Source organism: Hyphomicrobium sp. 1Nfss2.1 (assembly GCF_965243865.1).
Classification (GTDB): domain Bacteria; phylum Pseudomonadota; class Alphaproteobacteria; order Rhizobiales; family Hyphomicrobiaceae; genus Hyphomicrobium_A.
Window position 1 is genome coordinate 1343289 of record NZ_OZ251603.1, and the last position, 15718, is coordinate 1359006.

General features: G+C 62.8%; 15 protein-coding genes. 7 read left to right on the top strand and 8 right to left on the bottom strand.

Going from position 1 to position 15718, the window contains the following annotated elements; genetic code table 11:
• Positions 1-5 precede the first annotated feature (5 nt).
• A complete protein-coding gene (gene thiC / locus ACP15D_RS06665; RefSeq protein ID WP_424956762.1) occupies positions 6-1991 on the top strand; it encodes a phosphomethylpyrimidine synthase ThiC in 1986 nt (661 codons plus the stop codon).
• Positions 1992-2044: 53 nt separating this feature from the next.
• Positions 2045-2692: a hypothetical protein gene (locus ACP15D_RS06670; RefSeq protein WP_424956763.1), complete on the top strand. Its 648-nt coding sequence runs from the start codon at positions 2045-2047 to the stop codon at positions 2690-2692.
• Between the two features lie 24 nt (positions 2693-2716).
• Here the strand turns inward: ACP15D_RS06670 and ACP15D_RS06675 are convergent, their stop codons facing one another.
• Entirely contained in the window at positions 2717-3199 is a 483-nt protein-coding gene (locus tag ACP15D_RS06675) for a hypothetical protein (protein ID WP_424956764.1), read from the bottom strand.
• Positions 3200-3382: 183 nt separating this feature from the next.
• Here ACP15D_RS06675 and ACP15D_RS06680 point away from each other — a divergent pair, with 183 nt between their 5' ends.
• Positions 3383-4018: a hypothetical protein gene (locus ACP15D_RS06680; protein WP_424956765.1), complete on the top strand. Its 636-nt coding sequence runs from the start codon at positions 3383-3385 to the stop codon at positions 4016-4018.
• A gap of 2 nt (positions 4019-4020) precedes the next feature.
• Here the strand turns inward: ACP15D_RS06680 and ACP15D_RS06685 are convergent, their stop codons facing one another.
• Both ACP15D_RS06685 and ACP15D_RS06690 read right to left on the bottom strand, forming a co-directional pair.
• Complete coding sequence (locus ACP15D_RS06685) at positions 4021-5643, bottom strand: ABC-F family ATP-binding cassette domain-containing protein (RefSeq protein WP_424959182.1); 1623 nt, start codon at positions 5641-5643, stop codon at positions 4021-4023.
• A gap of 87 nt (positions 5644-5730) precedes the next feature.
• Complete coding sequence (locus ACP15D_RS06690; RefSeq protein WP_424956766.1) at positions 5731-6582, bottom strand: GNAT family N-acetyltransferase; 852 nt, start codon at positions 6580-6582, stop codon at positions 5731-5733.
• Positions 6583-6804: 222 nt separating this feature from the next.
• On the opposite strand from ACP15D_RS06690, the gene ACP15D_RS06695 reads away from it, so the two are divergent.
• Positions 6805-7692: an SPOR domain-containing protein gene (locus tag ACP15D_RS06695; protein WP_424956767.1), complete on the top strand. Its 888-nt coding sequence runs from the start codon at positions 6805-6807 to the stop codon at positions 7690-7692.
• Positions 7693-7703: 11 nt separating this feature from the next.
• On the opposite strand, the gene ACP15D_RS06700 is transcribed toward ACP15D_RS06695, so the two are convergent.
• Positions 7704-8204, bottom strand: coding sequence for a hypothetical protein (locus ACP15D_RS06700; RefSeq protein WP_424956768.1), 501 nt, complete (start codon positions 8202-8204; stop codon positions 7704-7706).
• Positions 8205-8356: 152 nt separating this feature from the next.
• Here ACP15D_RS06700 and ACP15D_RS06705 point away from each other — a divergent pair, with 152 nt between their 5' ends.
• A complete protein-coding gene (locus ACP15D_RS06705) occupies positions 8357-8911 on the top strand; it encodes a BPSL1445 family SYLF domain-containing lipoprotein (protein WP_424956769.1) in 555 nt (184 codons plus the stop codon).
• Positions 8912-9006: 95 nt separating this feature from the next.
• Here ACP15D_RS06705 and ACP15D_RS06710 read toward each other — a convergent pair whose 3' ends face one another.
• Entirely contained in the window at positions 9007-9855 is an 849-nt protein-coding gene (locus ACP15D_RS06710; protein WP_424956770.1) for a sulfotransferase family 2 domain-containing protein, read from the bottom strand.
• Between the two features lie 575 nt (positions 9856-10430).
• Between ACP15D_RS06710 and ACP15D_RS06715 the strand changes: the two genes are divergently transcribed.
• Positions 10431-11537 (top strand): alkene reductase, encoded by a 1107-nt coding sequence (locus tag ACP15D_RS06715; RefSeq protein WP_424956771.1) that lies wholly within the window; start codon positions 10431-10433, stop codon positions 11535-11537.
• A 65-nt stretch (positions 11538-11602) separates the two neighbouring features.
• Here the strand turns inward: ACP15D_RS06715 and ACP15D_RS06720 are convergent, their stop codons facing one another.
• Positions 11603-12301, bottom strand: a complete 699-nt coding sequence (locus ACP15D_RS06720) for a hypothetical protein (protein ID WP_424956772.1) — start codon at positions 12299-12301, stop codon at positions 11603-11605.
• 175 nt (positions 12302-12476) lie between these two features.
• A complete protein-coding gene (locus ACP15D_RS06725) occupies positions 12477-13325 on the bottom strand; it encodes a hypothetical protein (RefSeq protein ID WP_424956773.1) in 849 nt (282 codons plus the stop codon).
• A gap of 468 nt (positions 13326-13793) precedes the next feature.
• Here ACP15D_RS06725 and ACP15D_RS06730 point away from each other — a divergent pair, with 468 nt between their 5' ends.
• On the top strand, positions 13794-14906 hold the full coding sequence (locus ACP15D_RS06730; RefSeq protein WP_424956774.1) for an NAD(P)/FAD-dependent oxidoreductase: 1113 nt from the start codon (positions 13794-13796) through the stop codon (positions 14904-14906).
• On the opposite strand, the gene ACP15D_RS06735 is transcribed toward ACP15D_RS06730, so the two are convergent.
• Positions 14872-15636, bottom strand: a complete 765-nt coding sequence (locus tag ACP15D_RS06735; protein WP_424956775.1) for a glycosyltransferase family 25 protein — start codon at positions 15634-15636, stop codon at positions 14872-14874. The genes ACP15D_RS06730 and ACP15D_RS06735 overlap by 35 nt on opposite strands.
• Positions 15637-15718: the final 82 nt, after the last annotated feature.

Below are 15718 nucleotides of genomic sequence, written 5' to 3' on the forward strand. Positions count from 1 at the left end.
CCCCCATGAACAAGCCGACGCGCAGCTCCGATCTGACGTTGCCCAAAGTGACGACCGGGCCTCTTCCTGCCTCGCGCAAAGTCTACTCCGCCCCCGATGGTTTCGCCGAGGTGCAGGTTCCCTTCCGCGAGATCGCCATGGCGGAGAAAAGCAGCGAGCCGGCATTCCGCGTCTACGACAGCTCCGGCCCCTACACCGACGCCACGGTTACGATCGACGTCATGCGCGGCCTGCCGCGCCACCGCGAAGCTTGGGTCAAGAAGCGCGCCGTCGAGACCTACCAAGGCCGCTCTGTAAAGCCCGAGGACAACGGCAACGTTTCGGGCGCACACCTTGCCCGCGATTTCTCCAACAAGCCGCAGCCCATGCGCGGCGTCTCCCCCTCTCCCCGCGAGCGGGAAGAGGGTCGGGGTGAGGGGCAGCTCCAATCACCAACGGCAGAGCAAGGCTCGCCGATCACCCAGCTCGAGTTCGCGCGCGCGGGCATCATCACAGAAGAGATGGCCTACATTGCCCATCGCGAAAACCTCGGACGCTCGGCCATGCTGGAGCGCGCTCGCGCTGCCCTCAACGACGGCGAGAGCTTCGGCGCCTCCATCCCGCCCTTCATCACGCCCGAGTTCGTGCGCGACGAGGTGGCCCGCGGCCGCGCCATCATCCCCGCCAACATCAACCATGGCGAGTTGGAGCCGATGATCATCGGCCGAAACTTCCTGGTGAAGATCAACGCCAACATCGGCAACTCCGCGGTCACCTCATCGGTTGAGGAAGAGGTCGAGAAGATGGTGTGGGCAATCCGCTGGGGCGCCGACACCGTGATGGACCTGTCCACCGGACGCAACATTCACACCACCCGCGAATGGATCATCCGCAATTCGCCTGTGCCCATCGGCACCGTGCCGATCTACCAGGCGCTGGAGAAAGTCGGCGGCGATCCCGTCAAACTCGATTGGTCCGTCTTCAAGGACACACTCGTCGAGCAGTGCGAGCAAGGCGTCGACTACTTCACCATCCACGCCGGCGTGCGCCTGCGCTACGTGCCGCTCACCGCCACGCGCGTCACCGGCATCGTGAGCCGCGGCGGTTCGATCATGGCCAAGTGGTGCCTCGCCCATCACCGCGAAAGCTTCCTGTACGAGCACTTCGACGAGATCTGCGACCTGATGCGCCGCTATGACGTTTCGTTCTCGCTCGGCGACGGCTTGCGCCCGGGTTCCATCGCCGACGCCAACGACCGCGCGCAATTCGCCGAGCTGGAAACGCTGGGCGAACTCACCAAGATCGCCTGGGACAAGGGCTGCCAGGTGATGATCGAAGGCCCCGGCCACGTGCCGATGCACAAGGTCAAGGTCAACGTCGAGAAGCAGCTGCGCGAATGCGGCGAAGCACCGTTCTACACGCTGGGTCCGCTCGTCACCGACATCGCCCCCGGCTACGACCACATCACCTCAGGCATCGGCGCCGCCATGATCGGCTGGTTCGGAACCGCGATGCTCTGCTACGTGACGCCGAAGGAGCACCTCGGCCTTCCCAATCGCGACGACGTGAAAGTGGGCGTCATCACGTACAAAATCGCCGCGCACGCCGCGGACCTCGCCAAGGGTCATCCCGCCGCGCAGTTGCGCGACGATGCCTTGAGCCGCGCACGCTTCGAGTTCCGCTGGCAGGATCAGTTCAATCTCTCGCTCGACCCCGACACCGCGCGCGCCTTCCACGACGAAACGCTGCCGAAGGACGCCCACAAGGTCGCGCACTTCTGCTCCATGTGCGGACCGAAGTTCTGCTCCATGGAGATCACCCAGCAGGTGCGCGATTACGCTTCACGCCTGAACGAGGGAGCTGTCGAACTCGCCGAGGAAACGACCCAGGTCGACCCCGAAAGCGACGCGGGCAATGCCGCCGCCCGCCAGGCCGGCATGGACGAGATGAGCCAGAAATTCCGCGACCTCGGCGGGCAGGTCTACGTGGAGCGATCCGAATTGAAGCGCTAGATGCGGCACCAGTAGGAGCGTGCTAGGCTCCGACATTCCCGGGGATCCCATCCATGGCATACAAGAAAGCTTTGCATCACCTGCGCAGCGCGCTGCTCATTTCTGTTCTGGCGGCAGCCACCGCGGCGCACGCTGAACCGCAAAAGTTCACCACCATCGCCCCCATCTTCAGTCAGCTGCTGGTGGTTTCCCAGCCGGCGAACTTCGCGCCGGCGTTCGAGAAGGCAGTCCCGGATCGCTACCTGCGCGAGTCTGTGCCTAAAGGCGAGACGGTCGACCACTGGACCCAGATGATCAGTGTGACCGGCGCCAAGGGCTTGGCGAACAATCGCGACATCACCCCGGAGTCCTTCGCGGGATTGCTCGCCAACGGATTCAAGAAATCGTGCCCCGGCTCATTCTCTTCCAAGGCCCTGGGCAAGCTGCACGTCGGCACCTTTGATGGATTCGCCGCGGTTGCCGGGTGCGGTAGCTATACGTCCAGTGACGGCACGCGGGGCGAAACCGCGCTCATCGTCACAATCAGAGGTGCGCAGGATTACTACACCATCCAGTGGGCGGAGCGGTCGGCACCGACCGACAAGCCTCCCGCTCTCGACGATGCCATTTGGATGCAACGCCTGCACGACCTCGGACCGGTCCGCCTGTGTCCCATCGTTGCCGGCGAGCAGGCCCCCTACCCCAGCTGCGTCGCCGGATAACGAAATCGCGGCGCAGCTAGCCGCTCAGCGCTCCGCGCGCACTGGAAGCGGCGGCGTGCGTGGCGCGCATTCTGGGTAGCCGAACTTGTCGATCAGCGTCGCGCCCGAGAGCGTGTGATACCTCGCCGAGTCCACGTGATGCCCCTTCACAAGATACGCGCGCAACTCAGGTTTGTACGCAGCGAGCATTGTCTTCGTCGAGGTGGAACTGGCGTTCCACTTCTTCGTCACCCGGTCTGGCCCGGCGTGAAATGAGACAAGCGCCTTTCGATCGACGCACACGTTGCGGATCGACAGGAACAGCGTGCATGCCGAGCGGCAAACGCCTTCGACCCTGAACGTCTCGCCGCTCTTGTTGTATTTCGCGACGACCGGGAAGTAGACGGCAAAGCGCCCACCGGCGCCGTACGGCTTCGATGAGCCGTCTGCGATTGCTGGTACCTCGGCGGCTGCCGCCAGCAATAACGCGACCCCTGCGCCGCAGACCAAACCGTGCGCCCGCGTCATGCGCTCCCTCTTCTAACGATGCAGCCCCGGCGCCTCTTGGTGCCGAAGCCGACTCCACTCGCTTCGTGCCCAAGAAAGATCGTCAGCACCGTACAGCACGGTTCTACTGCTTCCATACCGCCAAAAAAACGCCACAGCCAAGCTGCAAGCCATGCCTAACCAACGCTTCGAGAACCGCGACCAATGTGGAAGGCGCTGCGAATTTTCTTAAGGGTGGTCGCGTGGGGCACCGTGGTTGTCATTCTCTTCTTTGTCTCAAGCTGCTATCTCTTTTTCGATCCTCATCTGCGCCACAACATCTTCGGAGGTGATTACTCAGCGTCGGCAAAGCTCGGCGATACCGGACTGGTCGCCACTGTCGAGTTGGTCAATGCGGTGAGCCATCTCGCCGAATTCCAGCGCTACTTGGTTGTCAGCGGAAACGGTGCGCGGGCTTCCAAGGAAATCGCGTTCGACCATGGCGGGTTTCCGCGCGCCAATCTGTATCGAACAGCAGACGGCAACTACGTCATTGCAGGCTCCTTGGACGCATGGTTGATTTCGACGAACCCCGTCGAGATCAAGCCCTATATGGAAAGCTATCTCAAGAACCGGATGAAAGGTCTATATGGTGCTGCCGACCTGCGGTTCATCGGACACGGGCAGCCGCCGACGCAAGCTCCCTCGCCTCCGTCGAACTATTTTGAGGGGCTAGTTTATTTGGGAACGTTTGATTTCGCATCCGAGCGTGGCCAGCCAGTTGGGAGCGTAAGCCGGGGCAAATTCAAGTTTGTCCCGCCGAATATCCAAGGGGAGTACATCCAAGACCCCGGAGGCTGATATCAACGATGCAGCCCAGGCGCTTCTTGGCCGGTGCGCTCGACGTATTCCGTGTAGCCACCGCCGTATGTGTGTACGCCCTCGGGCGTCAGCTCCAGCACGCGGTTCGATAGCGCCGCCAGAAAGCGCCGGTCGTGCGAGACCAGCAGCATCGCACCCTCGTAACCGGCCAGCGCCTCGATCAGCATCTCTTTCGTCGCCATGTCGAGATGGTTCGTCGGCTCGTCGAGTACCAGGAAGTTCGGCGGATCGTACAGCATCTTCGCCATGACGAGCCGCGCCTTCTCGCCGCCTGACAGCACGCGGCAGCGCTTCTCCACGTCATCGCCCGAAAAACCGAAGCAGCCCGCCAGCGTGCGCAGCGATCCGGTGCCCGCCTGCGGAAACGCGTATTCCAGTTCCTCGAACACTGTGCGCTCGCCATCGAGCAGGTCCATGGCGTGCTGCGCGAAGTAACCCATCTTCACACTGGCGCCGAGGTTGACCGCGCCCTCGTCCGGATCGGCCGATCCCGCAACGAGCTTGAGCAGCGTCGACTTGCCCGCGCCGTTGACACCCAGCACGCACCAGCGCTCGCGCCTGCGAATGTGAAAATCGATACCGTCATAAATCGTGCGGCTGCCGTAGCGTTTGTGCACAGCCTTCAGGCTGACGACATCCTCGCCCGAGCGCGGCGCCGGCAGGAACTCGAACTTCACGCTCTGCCGACGCTTTGGCGGCTCCACGCGCTCGATCTTGGCGATCTGCTTCACACGGCTCTGCACCTGCGCCGCATGCGAGGCGCGCGCCTTGAAGCGCTCGATGAACTTCAGCTCCTTCGCCAGCATCGCCTGCTGCCGATCGAACTGCGCCTGTTGCTGCTTCTCGTTCAGCGCGCGCTGCTGCTCGTAGAAGTCATGGTCGCCCGAATAGGTGTTGAGCGCGCCGCCGTCGATCTCGATCACCTTCTTCACGATGCGGTTCATGAACTCGCGATCGTGCGAGGTCATCAGCAGCATGCCCTCGTAGTTCTGCAGGAAGTCTTCCAGCCAGATCAGGCTTTCCAGATCGAGATGGTTGCTCGGCTCGTCGAGCAGCATCGCATCGGGGCGCATCAGCAGAATGCGAGCGAGCGCCACGCGCATCTTCCATCCGCCCGACAGCGCGCCGACATCGCCGTCCATCATCTCCTGCGTGAACGACAACCCGGCCAGCACCTCGCGCGCGCGGCCCTCGAGCGCATACCCGCCCAGCTCCTCGAAGCGCGCCTGCACCTCGCCATAGCGCTCGATGATCTCTTCCATCTCGTCCGCGCGGTCGGGATCGGCCATCGCCGTCTCGAGCTCTTTCAGCTCGCCCGCGACCTCGCTCACGGGCCCCGCGCCGTCCATCACCTCGGCGACCGCACTGCGTCCCGCCATCTCGCCGACATCCTGGCTGAAATAGCCGATGGTGATGCCGCGGTCGGTCGAGACCTGCCCCTCGTCGGGCTGCTCGCGCCCGGTGATCAGCCGGAACAGCGTCGTCTTTCCCGCGCCGTTGGGGCCGACGAGGCCGATCTTCTCGCCCCGGTTCAGCGCCGCCGACGCCTCGATGAAGACGATCTGGTGGCCGTTCTGCTTGCCGATATTGTCGAGACGGATCATGTATGCGCGGGCCCTGGTGACGAAGTTCCGCCACCCCATAAGCCATGCCGCGCGCATGCGAAAGCCCGTGCGGCAATTGCCGTCGCCTCAGCCGACCTCGTAGCTCGTGATGCCGAAGACGCGCTCCATCGCGGCGGGCCGCACCGCCCCGGTATACATGCGCGCCGTCTCGAAACTCGGCGCAAGCCCCCGCCCCAGCGCCAGGGCCGCCGCCTCCGCATTCGGCTCGGGAACGTCGATGAACACCTCGCCCTCGCCGCTCGCCGCCAGCACCGAGAACAGCGTCTCCGCCACCTCCCGGTCCTTTGCGTAAAGGGGTGCAATCTTGCGACCCTTGCGGCTCGGACGAATGACGCCCCAACCCAACAGCTCGCCATCACGCACCAGCGCCCGCCCGATGTGCCCTGGAGCATCCACCCATGACTGCACGAACGCGGCTCTGTCCGCGGGATAAACCGCAGCGTCGTCAGCGGCGAGCACCTCTATGGGAATGTCGGAGAGCGGAACGGTATCATCGCGGAACGCACCCAGCGCCGGCACGCCGCCGTATCGTGCATTGCGCCACGCGAGCTTGAAACCCGACTTGCGATAATTGTCCTGCTGCGCCACCACGCCATCCAGGCCGACAACGCGCGACCTCGAATGCTGCAGCGCCGCCTGCCAGATTCGCCAGCCGTAACCGCGACCGCGCAGCTCCGGGCGCACGATATAGAAACCAAGAAAGGCAAAGCCGTCGCTATAATTGACGTTGGAGATGATCGCCGCGCGCCGCCCCTCATGCTCGCCAACCAGGAAACCCTGCGGATCGATAGCGGCGAAGCACGGCATATCGCCGAGCCCCGGATTCCACCCCTCGGCCGCTGCCCAGTCTGCCGCGATAAAAAGATCCGCCGGCTGCATCGGGCGAATGGTGAGACCGCTGTCGTCGAACCTGCTCATGGGGGGCTCCCTGGCGCCATCGCTAGCATACGCTAACAACGGTCCCGTTAACGCCTGCAGATCAATCGCCCTATTAGTAAGCAAAGCCCCCTTCTCGCCCGGTCCTCCACAACGGATGCTCAGCGCCGCTAGCTGCGCGCAAGCCGAATCGGAGAATAGTCGGGGTTGCACCGGCGCCAATTGAGCTCCGCGTGCCCCCGGCTATTCATTCCGAGGCCGCACGTGAGCCGCGCTACTCGCACATTCGCAAGCACCGTCTTTCTGCTGGCCCTCGGCTTCAGCCTGCCGGCCGCCGCCGATATCGCCGACGAGATCCTCGCCAAGGCGATCGAGCGTTACCGCGCCGGCGAGACCGAGCCGGCCATCGGCGGCATCAACGCTGCGTTGCGCGGGCGCCTATCCGACCCGCAGCTCGCCAAGGCATATTATTATCGCGGCCTCGCGCATCGTCGCGCCGGGAGGCCAAATGACGCCATTTCCGATCTGACCCAGGCGCTCTCTTCCGGCGGCCTGTCGGAAAGCGAAACAACCGACGCGACGGAGAGCCTGCACGCCGTCTATCGGGAACTCGGTACCGGTGTCCGCGCCGATACCGCTTCAGTTCCGGCGGCTGCAGAGCCAGCCAGAAGTTGGGCACCCTCAGACGTCGCCATTTCGACCGGCGCCCTTCAGGAGCCCAAGCCCGAGGTTCCCGCGGCCCGGCCAAAGGCTTGGGCCAAGCAGCAGGTCTCGCTTGCACCGTTACCCCCGGCACGCAAGCAGAGCGACGCGAGCACCACGTCGAAACCACGCACGACGGCCTCATCAACTGCGGCCCTCACGCCGTTCGTCACAGAAGTGTCAATCGCCCCCGCGCAGGACCTGCCGCCGTCCGAGATCCGCCTGCTCGTCGGGCAAGCCCATTCCCGCAGTGAAGCAGTCGCACTGGCGGTCCGCCTAACCTCGCAGCGCGGCTTCGGCCTTGGACCGCGACGCCCCCAAATCGCCGAGACCGCGTTCGCCGACAGTGCAATCTATCGCGTCAGGCTCGGGCCCTTTGCCAATCTCGACGACGCGCTGGCTCTGTGTCGCTCACTGCGTGACAGCGGCTACGATTGCGTCAGGGAATAGCGGAGCGGCCGTCAGGCCGGCACCAAGCCGACTGGATGAAAGCTGCGCGTCGCCCGCCAGCCAAACCACAGGAAGGCAACCAGCAAAAGCCCCAGCGCGGCAACGAACGGCGCCTCTGATTGGGTCGGTGCCAGCGCGGCAAGCGCAGGAATCTTCTGGAACGCCTGCACCACCAGCACGAAGCAATTGAGATAGAGCGCGGCGATCGCAGTGGCGACGTAGACCCAGCGCGATGCCCCTCCCAGCCGCAGCCCATAGAACGCGGCGTACGCCGCAACGAGCAGCAGCAGCGAGATCACACCAACCCCGAGCGCCGGGGTGAATGCCGTAATGGGGAACAAGAACCCCGTGATGGTCGTGGCCGCAGTCGTCGCCAGAAAGACATGCGTGGCCAGCCCTGGAGTTGCGCTCCTCAACATGCCGACCAGCGCAACCAGCCCGGTCGCAATACCGACAAGGCTCAGCGCCACATGCAACCAGGTGAAGCTCTCAATCGACAGACCCAATATCATTTGCACCCCCACTAGCGGCAAGAACGCGCCCGCGCGCAGCGTAGCATTTCCCCCAATTGCTGTGATGCAAAAGTCCTCGCGCGCCGCTCCGCACCATTTTGGCCGCAAATGCCGGTCACACACGCACGAAAAGATACCAAGGAAAATCAACGATGTTTCGCAACCTTCTCTGCGCGTGTCTCGCATTTGCCGCTGCTCTCGCCGTTTCGGCACCCACCCGGGCAGCATCCGCCTACGATATCGATATCGGCGTCGACGCAACGCTCGACCGCTTCTTTGCCAACGTGCGCGGCGCCCGCGAACTCGCCAACAAGTCCGTTGGCATTCTCGTTTTCCCTTCGGTGGTCAAGGCAGGCTTCGGCTTCGGTGGCGAGTATGGCGAAGGCGCACTCCGCATCAGCGGACAGCAGCGCTCGGTCGACTATTACAATACCGTTTCCGCCTCGGTCGGCTTTCAGCTCGGCATCCAGGAGCGATCCGTCATCATCATGTTCATGACGCACTCGGCTCTGGAGCAATTCCGCCGCACCGCCGGCTGGAAAATCGGCGCCGACGCGTCAGTTGCCGTGATCACGGTGGGCATCGGCGGCTCGATCGACACCAACAAGATCACCAGCCCAGTCGTCGGCTTCATTCTCGATCCGAAGGGCCTGATGTATAACTTGACGCTCGAAGGCACCAAGATCAGCCGCATCAACCCGAGGTGAGCGGGCGAGCGCCTGTCCTGTTGTCCGCAATCGCATCAGCAGCGGTCACTAGGCGCCGGAGAGGCGATCACCTCACCGGCGCCCGGAGATGAAGCTCAGATCACTCGCGCTTCGACCAGACGCCAGTAGCGGATGAGCGAGCGCAGACTTTCCAGTCCGCTCGTGGGCTTGAGGTGCCCCTCTCGCCCTGACTGCACAATCCCGCGCGGCGTCCAGTAGGCACCCGGCGCCTCGGTCGCTTCCTCAACGTTCCGGCTGTAGCCGAGGCGGACAAAGTCCTCTTCGTAGACTGCTTTCACCAGCTCGACCGCACGCGGCGTGTAATACGTGCGCATCTTCTCCTGCGCACGGCGCGAATGGGGCGCAAAGGTCTCGAGCTCGAACTCGCCGATTGTCCCGCTCAAAGCCCGCCGCAACGTCGCGATGTCTTCAAGATAGAAGACCGCGTCATACGACACGCCCGTCAGCCACAAGTTGAGATATTGTGGCCGGAAGTGCGGATCGAGCGTCTGTGACTTGGCGCTTAGCAGTGCCTCGAGAAAGGCCTCGAAGCTATGCGGGTGGCGACCGCGAAACTCGCGATACAGCGATGGATCACCATTCACCACCTTGTCGAGATATCCCGACAGCGCCCGCGAGAACGGATTGCGTGCACACGAGATGACGAGCCGCGCATCGCTGCGCACAAGGTCGTCGATGCCGCGCTGCTTCAGGCAGTCGTCACCCTTGTGGGGATCATTAACGAGAGTAAAGCTGCCGCGTCCTTTGTCTCGGAAGCGGGCGGCCTGCGCTTGTCGGAGGCTGTTCTTGACCGTCGAGCAGCCGCACTTCGGATTGTTGACGTAGACCACCGGCAGCTCCGGAGTCCACCACAGCTCTACGTCCTTCTGCACGCCCAGCGCCGAAGCACAGAACTGCCTGATCCAACGTCGGGGATTACCCATAATCCGCGCCCTCAATGAAGTACCGGATCAGGCTGCAACAGCCTTCAGCGGCTAAGCTCCAAAACGAGAGCGGTGATTCGCATGTAGCAGCAACGGTTTTCGTTCAGCGCGTGCAAATGGCGTCTGCACAACCCCTATAGAGGACTAACTGCAGGGTGATCGCCAGGAACATCAACCCGCGAAAGTTGAAGCCGTAACGGTCAAAGCATGAGAGCTGACCATCGATCAATGCCCGACGGCAGCTTTCCATAACTTAACTTTTCAGGCAGCCAAAATCATGGCACGCTGACACACAGTTTCAACAGCGAAAGGAGGTGATCCGATGTCGAGTGGGATCTTGAGGACGGCGATGTCGCGGTCGCTCGGGTTCAGGCCGGATTTGCCTCCGGTGCACGCCTGACGCATCAGCGGCGCAGCGCAACAACCGCTGCACTCTCGCCGCCGAAGTCTCACGGAGGCCGCCCAAAAAGGCGGCCTCTTTGTTTTTTGGGGCTCCGCCAGCGCGCCACGCGTCCCTTGTCGGAGCGACGCGCGCCTCCTAGATAGTTCGACGACTATCTAAAGGAGATCTCGAGATGTCGAATGCGAGCGCTGCCGCGGCGGCGAGAACTGATCTTTTCGATCCCGTCCAACTCGGCCCCTACACCCTCGCGAACCGCATCGTGATGGCCCCCCTCACCCGATCGCGCGCCGACGACGCCGGTGTTCCGGGCGAGCTTCAGGCCAAATACTACGCACAGCGGTCCTCCGCAGGGCTCATCATATCCGAGGCAACGAACATCTCGCCCCAAGGCAAGGGCTACATCCGCACGCCTGGCATCTGGTCCCCAGAACAGGTCGCCGGCTGGAAGCTGACGACCAAAGCCGTGCATGACAAAGGCAGCCGCATCTTCCTGCAGCTCTGGCACGTCGGCCGCATCTCTCACCCCGACCTCCAGCCCGGCGGCGCGTTGCCCGTCGCCCCCAGCGCGGTTCTGGCAGTAAATCAGCAGGCCTATACGTATGAGGGCTTCAAGCCGCTCGTCACACCCCGCGCGCTGGAGACAGCCGAGATCCCTGGCATCATCGCCGACTACGCCCGCGGAGCAAAGAACGCGCTCGATGCCGGCTTCGATGGCGTCGAGATCCATTCCGCCAACGGCTACCTGCTGCAGCAATTCCTGTCCGACAAGACCAATAAGCGCGACGATCGCTACGGCGGCTCGATCGAGAACCGCACCCGCATTGTCGTCGAGGTGGTCGACGCAGTGACCAAAGTTTGCGGAAGCGACCGCGTCGGCATCCGGCTCTCGCCGCTCACGACATTCGGAGACATCGGTGATTCAAACCCCGAGCCGCTCTATCTGTCGCTCATCGAGCAAATCAATCCCTATAAGCTGGCCTACCTCCACGTCATCGAGGGAGAAACCCGCGGCGACCGCAACCCTGCCGGCGGTTTCGACCTGCAGAAGCTCCACCGCGCCTTCAACGGCCTCTACATGGTGAATAACAACTACACGTTGGAGCTCGCACTCGAGGCGCGCGAGAAAAAGCTCGCCGACCTCATCGCCTTCGGCCGCCCATTCATCTCCAATCCGGACCTCGTGGAACGGCTCCGCGACGGAGCCCCGCTCACCCCGGCTGATCCCGACACTTTCTACGCGGGCGAGGAGCGCGGCTACACCGATTACCCCTCGCTCTAGGCCTTGACCGAGAACAAGAGGCGCAGCGTGCCCGCCAGCCGCTGCGCCTTGTCGATCGCGCGCCATTAATTTCGGCGATTGAAGCCCCAGTAGTCGAGGAAGAGGCTGAACGAGATCACGAGGAACGCCGCTGCGTAACCCGCCTCGTGATACTCGCGTATGGGCTTGCCGTATGGAGAATCCAGCGGCGGATAAACGACCACCAGTACCCGGTAGGCGATGAACACCATGACGAACAGCCCGGCGGCCTCCAACGGAGGCACCGGCATGCCGAACCAGGCAATCGTGCGCCGCCCCCAAGGCCAGTAGCGGTCGGCCAGCGGCACTAGCACCCCATAGCCGAGCGCAATCACCGTCAGAATGCGCAGTGTACCTAACTGGGCATTGTCGAGCAGATTGTGCAGGTTCGTCTCATGGTGGCCATTGACCTCTTTCCAGGCATCTGGCGTACCCCAGCCGAACACGCGCTGCCCCCAGCTCACCTCCTCGCCAAAGCACACGAAGAAGAAAATCGCCAGCAGCGGTAGCCACAAATTGCCGACAGTATCCCGGCCGAAGAATTTCGCTGGCTGCGTGCGCGACGAGACATAGGCGCCGAGCACCAGCAAACTCGCCGCCAGATAGAGCGCCGCGGTTGCATTCTCCGCGAAGTGATCTTCAAGACCGCTCTCGGCAAGCAGCGCACGATCGGCAAGCCACAGCACGATGGCCGTCAGCCCCGCGAATACATACGCGCCGATAAAAAGTCCCCTGGTGCTGCCCATCAGTTTCCCCGGTTTGTCTTTCTGCGTCCACGCGGCCTGCTCCGGGCGATAAGCGGTGCCGAAGGAGCTACATTGCGGACTTGTGCGCTCACCGCACCGCATTGGCTCGATCGGGCCGCCGCTTGGTCAACGAGCGTTGGAGAGTTCAGTCGCTGCGGGATCAATGCCGGGAGCCCTATGCCCCGCGCGCCGCTCCCGTCTGCCGCGCCAACTGCAGCCCGTACAGCATCAAAAACAGCGCGGTGCTGTTTTCAAACACCTCGCCGAACCACCCGTAGCTGGCGAAAACCGCGACCCCCGCCGCCAATGGCAACAGATTGGCGTGCGGAGCGTACTCCAGCATGAGCCAGTTCCTGGTCGCCCGGATGTAGATGATGATGCAGCACGTAACGAACACGGCGGCCGATCCCAGCCACTCGATGACATCGAGCTCCGAATAGCTCAAAAAGTTATGCAAGTTGGATTCGTGCTGGATGTTCGCCGCCATCGCTTCCGGCGTAGCCCACCCGAAAATTCGCTGCCCGTAGCTTATTTCTTCGAGGCCCAGAAGCAGCGACAACGTCAGACCAAGCAGCATGGCTGCGATCACGATCGCCATCCGGTCAGACCGAGCAATGTAGCGGCGCAATGCCAGGATGTAGGCCGCCGCACCGGTGAAGCACAGCAGCGCTGTCAGATATTCCGCCGGGCCATCCTCGGCAAACAACGTTTCGTACACCGGCCTGCCGAGTACTTCGTAAACGTATCCCGATGCCAGCACCGCCACGAAGACAACGCTTAAGCCGACGATAATTCGCGATCTGCGATCAGCAAACACCTGCGCTTCCAGCGTCGTGTCGCTGCGAGCCATCAACGCGTAACGCAGCCCCCCGGTACCGATCAGCACCGTCGCAAGGCTGATCAGCGGCCGCGCGAACAGGTACGGCTTGCTTATGTGTCCATCCGCATCGAGCTGCGTGAGAAAAGGCACTGCATAGCTGGCGAATGGAGCACAAGCGATCAGTACCAGCCCCGCGATCACCATAACCGCGGAGACAATATGACTCTGCTCCTGCTTCCAGCTAAGGAAGCGGGCTGAATGGCCTACGGACATTTAGAAGTGCCTTTAACCCGTCAGCGCGAGCGCCCCACTAGCCCCGCGGAAATGAAATCTGCAGATCGAAGTAAATTGCGCACGCAACAAGAAGAGCAGTACCGGCAATGAACGCTGCCGCGTGAATTCGCGACATAGCTTTCATAGAGGTGTCTCCCTTTCCAATATCGTCACAAAAAGTACACTATCGACGCAGGCAAACTCAGCAACTGGCGCGCCCAAAACAGACGAGTATCAGCGTCAATTCGTCTCCGCGTGTGACAGTTTCGCGACACAAACACAGGAGAAATTCCCGAACTCGAAGCGATACGCGCAGTTGGGAAAGTCCTGAGTGCCTCGTAGAACCTCAGTGAAGATCGAATCGAAGCCAAGCTAACTTGCCGACCGCCCCGAGGCCGCATGAGCGACATTGAAACCGTTGTTGTCGGAGCCGGGGTCGTCGGTCTCGCCATCGCCCGCGCTCTGTCCGCCAAAGGCCAACAAGTCATCGTCCTGGAGCGGCACGCGCGCATCGGCTCTGAGACGAGCTCGCGCAATTCCGAGGTCATCCACGCGGGCCTCTACTATCCAACCGGCAGCATGCGGGCGCGCTTATGCGTCGCCGGCAAGGAAGCCCTCTATCGCTTTTGCGCCGAGAACGGTGTCACCCACACTCGTATTGGAAAGCTTCTCGTCGCAACGTCCGAAGCTGAGCTGCCGAAGCTGGAAGCCATCGCCGCCAACGCCGCTGCCAACGGCGTCACCGACCTTCGCCGCCTCACCGGCGAGGAGGCGAAGGCCATGGAGCCCGAGCTTCAATGTATTGCTGCCTACCACTCGCCCTCCACCGGCATCATCGACAGCCACGACCTGATGCAAGCGCTCAGCGGCCACATCAGCACCAACGGCGGGGAGATCGTCCTCAACGCGTCGGTGGATGACATCGCTGCACGCGATGATGGTTTCCTCCTACAGGTGCTGAGCGGCGGCGAGGTCAGCACCCTATCGTGCCGCAACCTCGTTCTCGCAGGCGGTTTGGGCGCCACCCTGCTCGGCCGCATGCTGCGCTATCGCGACGACTACGCAGTCCCTCAGACCTATCCCGCTCGCGGGCACTATTTTGCCCTCGGCGGCAAGGCCCCCTTCCAGCGGCTCATCTATCCGATGCCGGTAGGCGCGTGGCTCGGCATCCACCTCACCATCGACACGGGGGGCCGAACACGCTTCGGCCCCGACATCGAATGGTGCAATGAGGTCGACTACAAATTCGTCGAGGATGAAGGCCGGCGGCGCGCCACCTTCGAGCGCGAGGTCCGCCGCTACTGGCCGGGCCTGCCCGGAGGCGCCCTACAGCCCGACACTGTCGGCATCCGCCCCAAGCTCTACCGTGAGGGTGAACCCGCCGCCGACTTCACGATCCACACCGCGCACGACCACGGCATCCCGCATCTCGTCGCCCTCTACGGCATCGAGAGCCCAGGTCTGACGTCGTCGCTGGCTATTGCAGACTACGTCGCCGAGCGTCTGGAGTAACCGGCGCGCGTCCTTCGCGGAACTCCTCAAAGTAGGCGCGCAGCAGGTTTATCGGGCCGAGCTTCCACACACCCGCAGTCCGGCCCACGAGATACCCGACAGGATTGGCCCGCCAGTAGAACCGCTGGGTTTTCGACTTAGGGATCGACGACTCGAACCTGTTCGCCTGCCAGGCAGGCGCCGGATAGACGCCATAACCCTCGAGCCCCATCTCCCACCCATACCTGATGTCGACATCTACTGGCCGCGTACGCTTTCTCTCTGCCAGCAACTTGCGGCAACCAGACGCGCTGATTGCGTAGGCGGCGGTCGTCTTCGGAAAGTGCAGGTATCGCACCAGGCTATGCGTGCCGTCGCCCAGGGGAGCCAGCCGACAATGCGGGTGCTGCTTGGCACCCGATAGGCTGAGAATGTCCCACTCACCCTTGATCTTCGCGATCGCCTCTTCCGCGATCAGTCGAACGTCGCTCTCGAGATCGACGTCATCTTCGAGAACGATCGCATACGGGATGCCGCGAGCGAGGATCGTTTCGGCGGCGACGAGGTGGCTTGCGTAACAGCCAAGCTCGCCGGGAAGCAGATCGCCCGATTTGACGAAGTTCCCTGCGAGATGCTCGGGGATTGCGGTGCCACGCACCGCCTCGATGCGTTCGAACCTACCACCGAGCTGCTGGCCCATATAAGCCAACCGATCGGTCGCCGAGGCGAGGTTGATTACAAAGACGTGCATGACAACCCGAAGCTAGCAACGAGCCGGGACGCGACCCGACGTCGATAGGCCATCTAGAAAACGGGGCGACCTTCGGTACGGC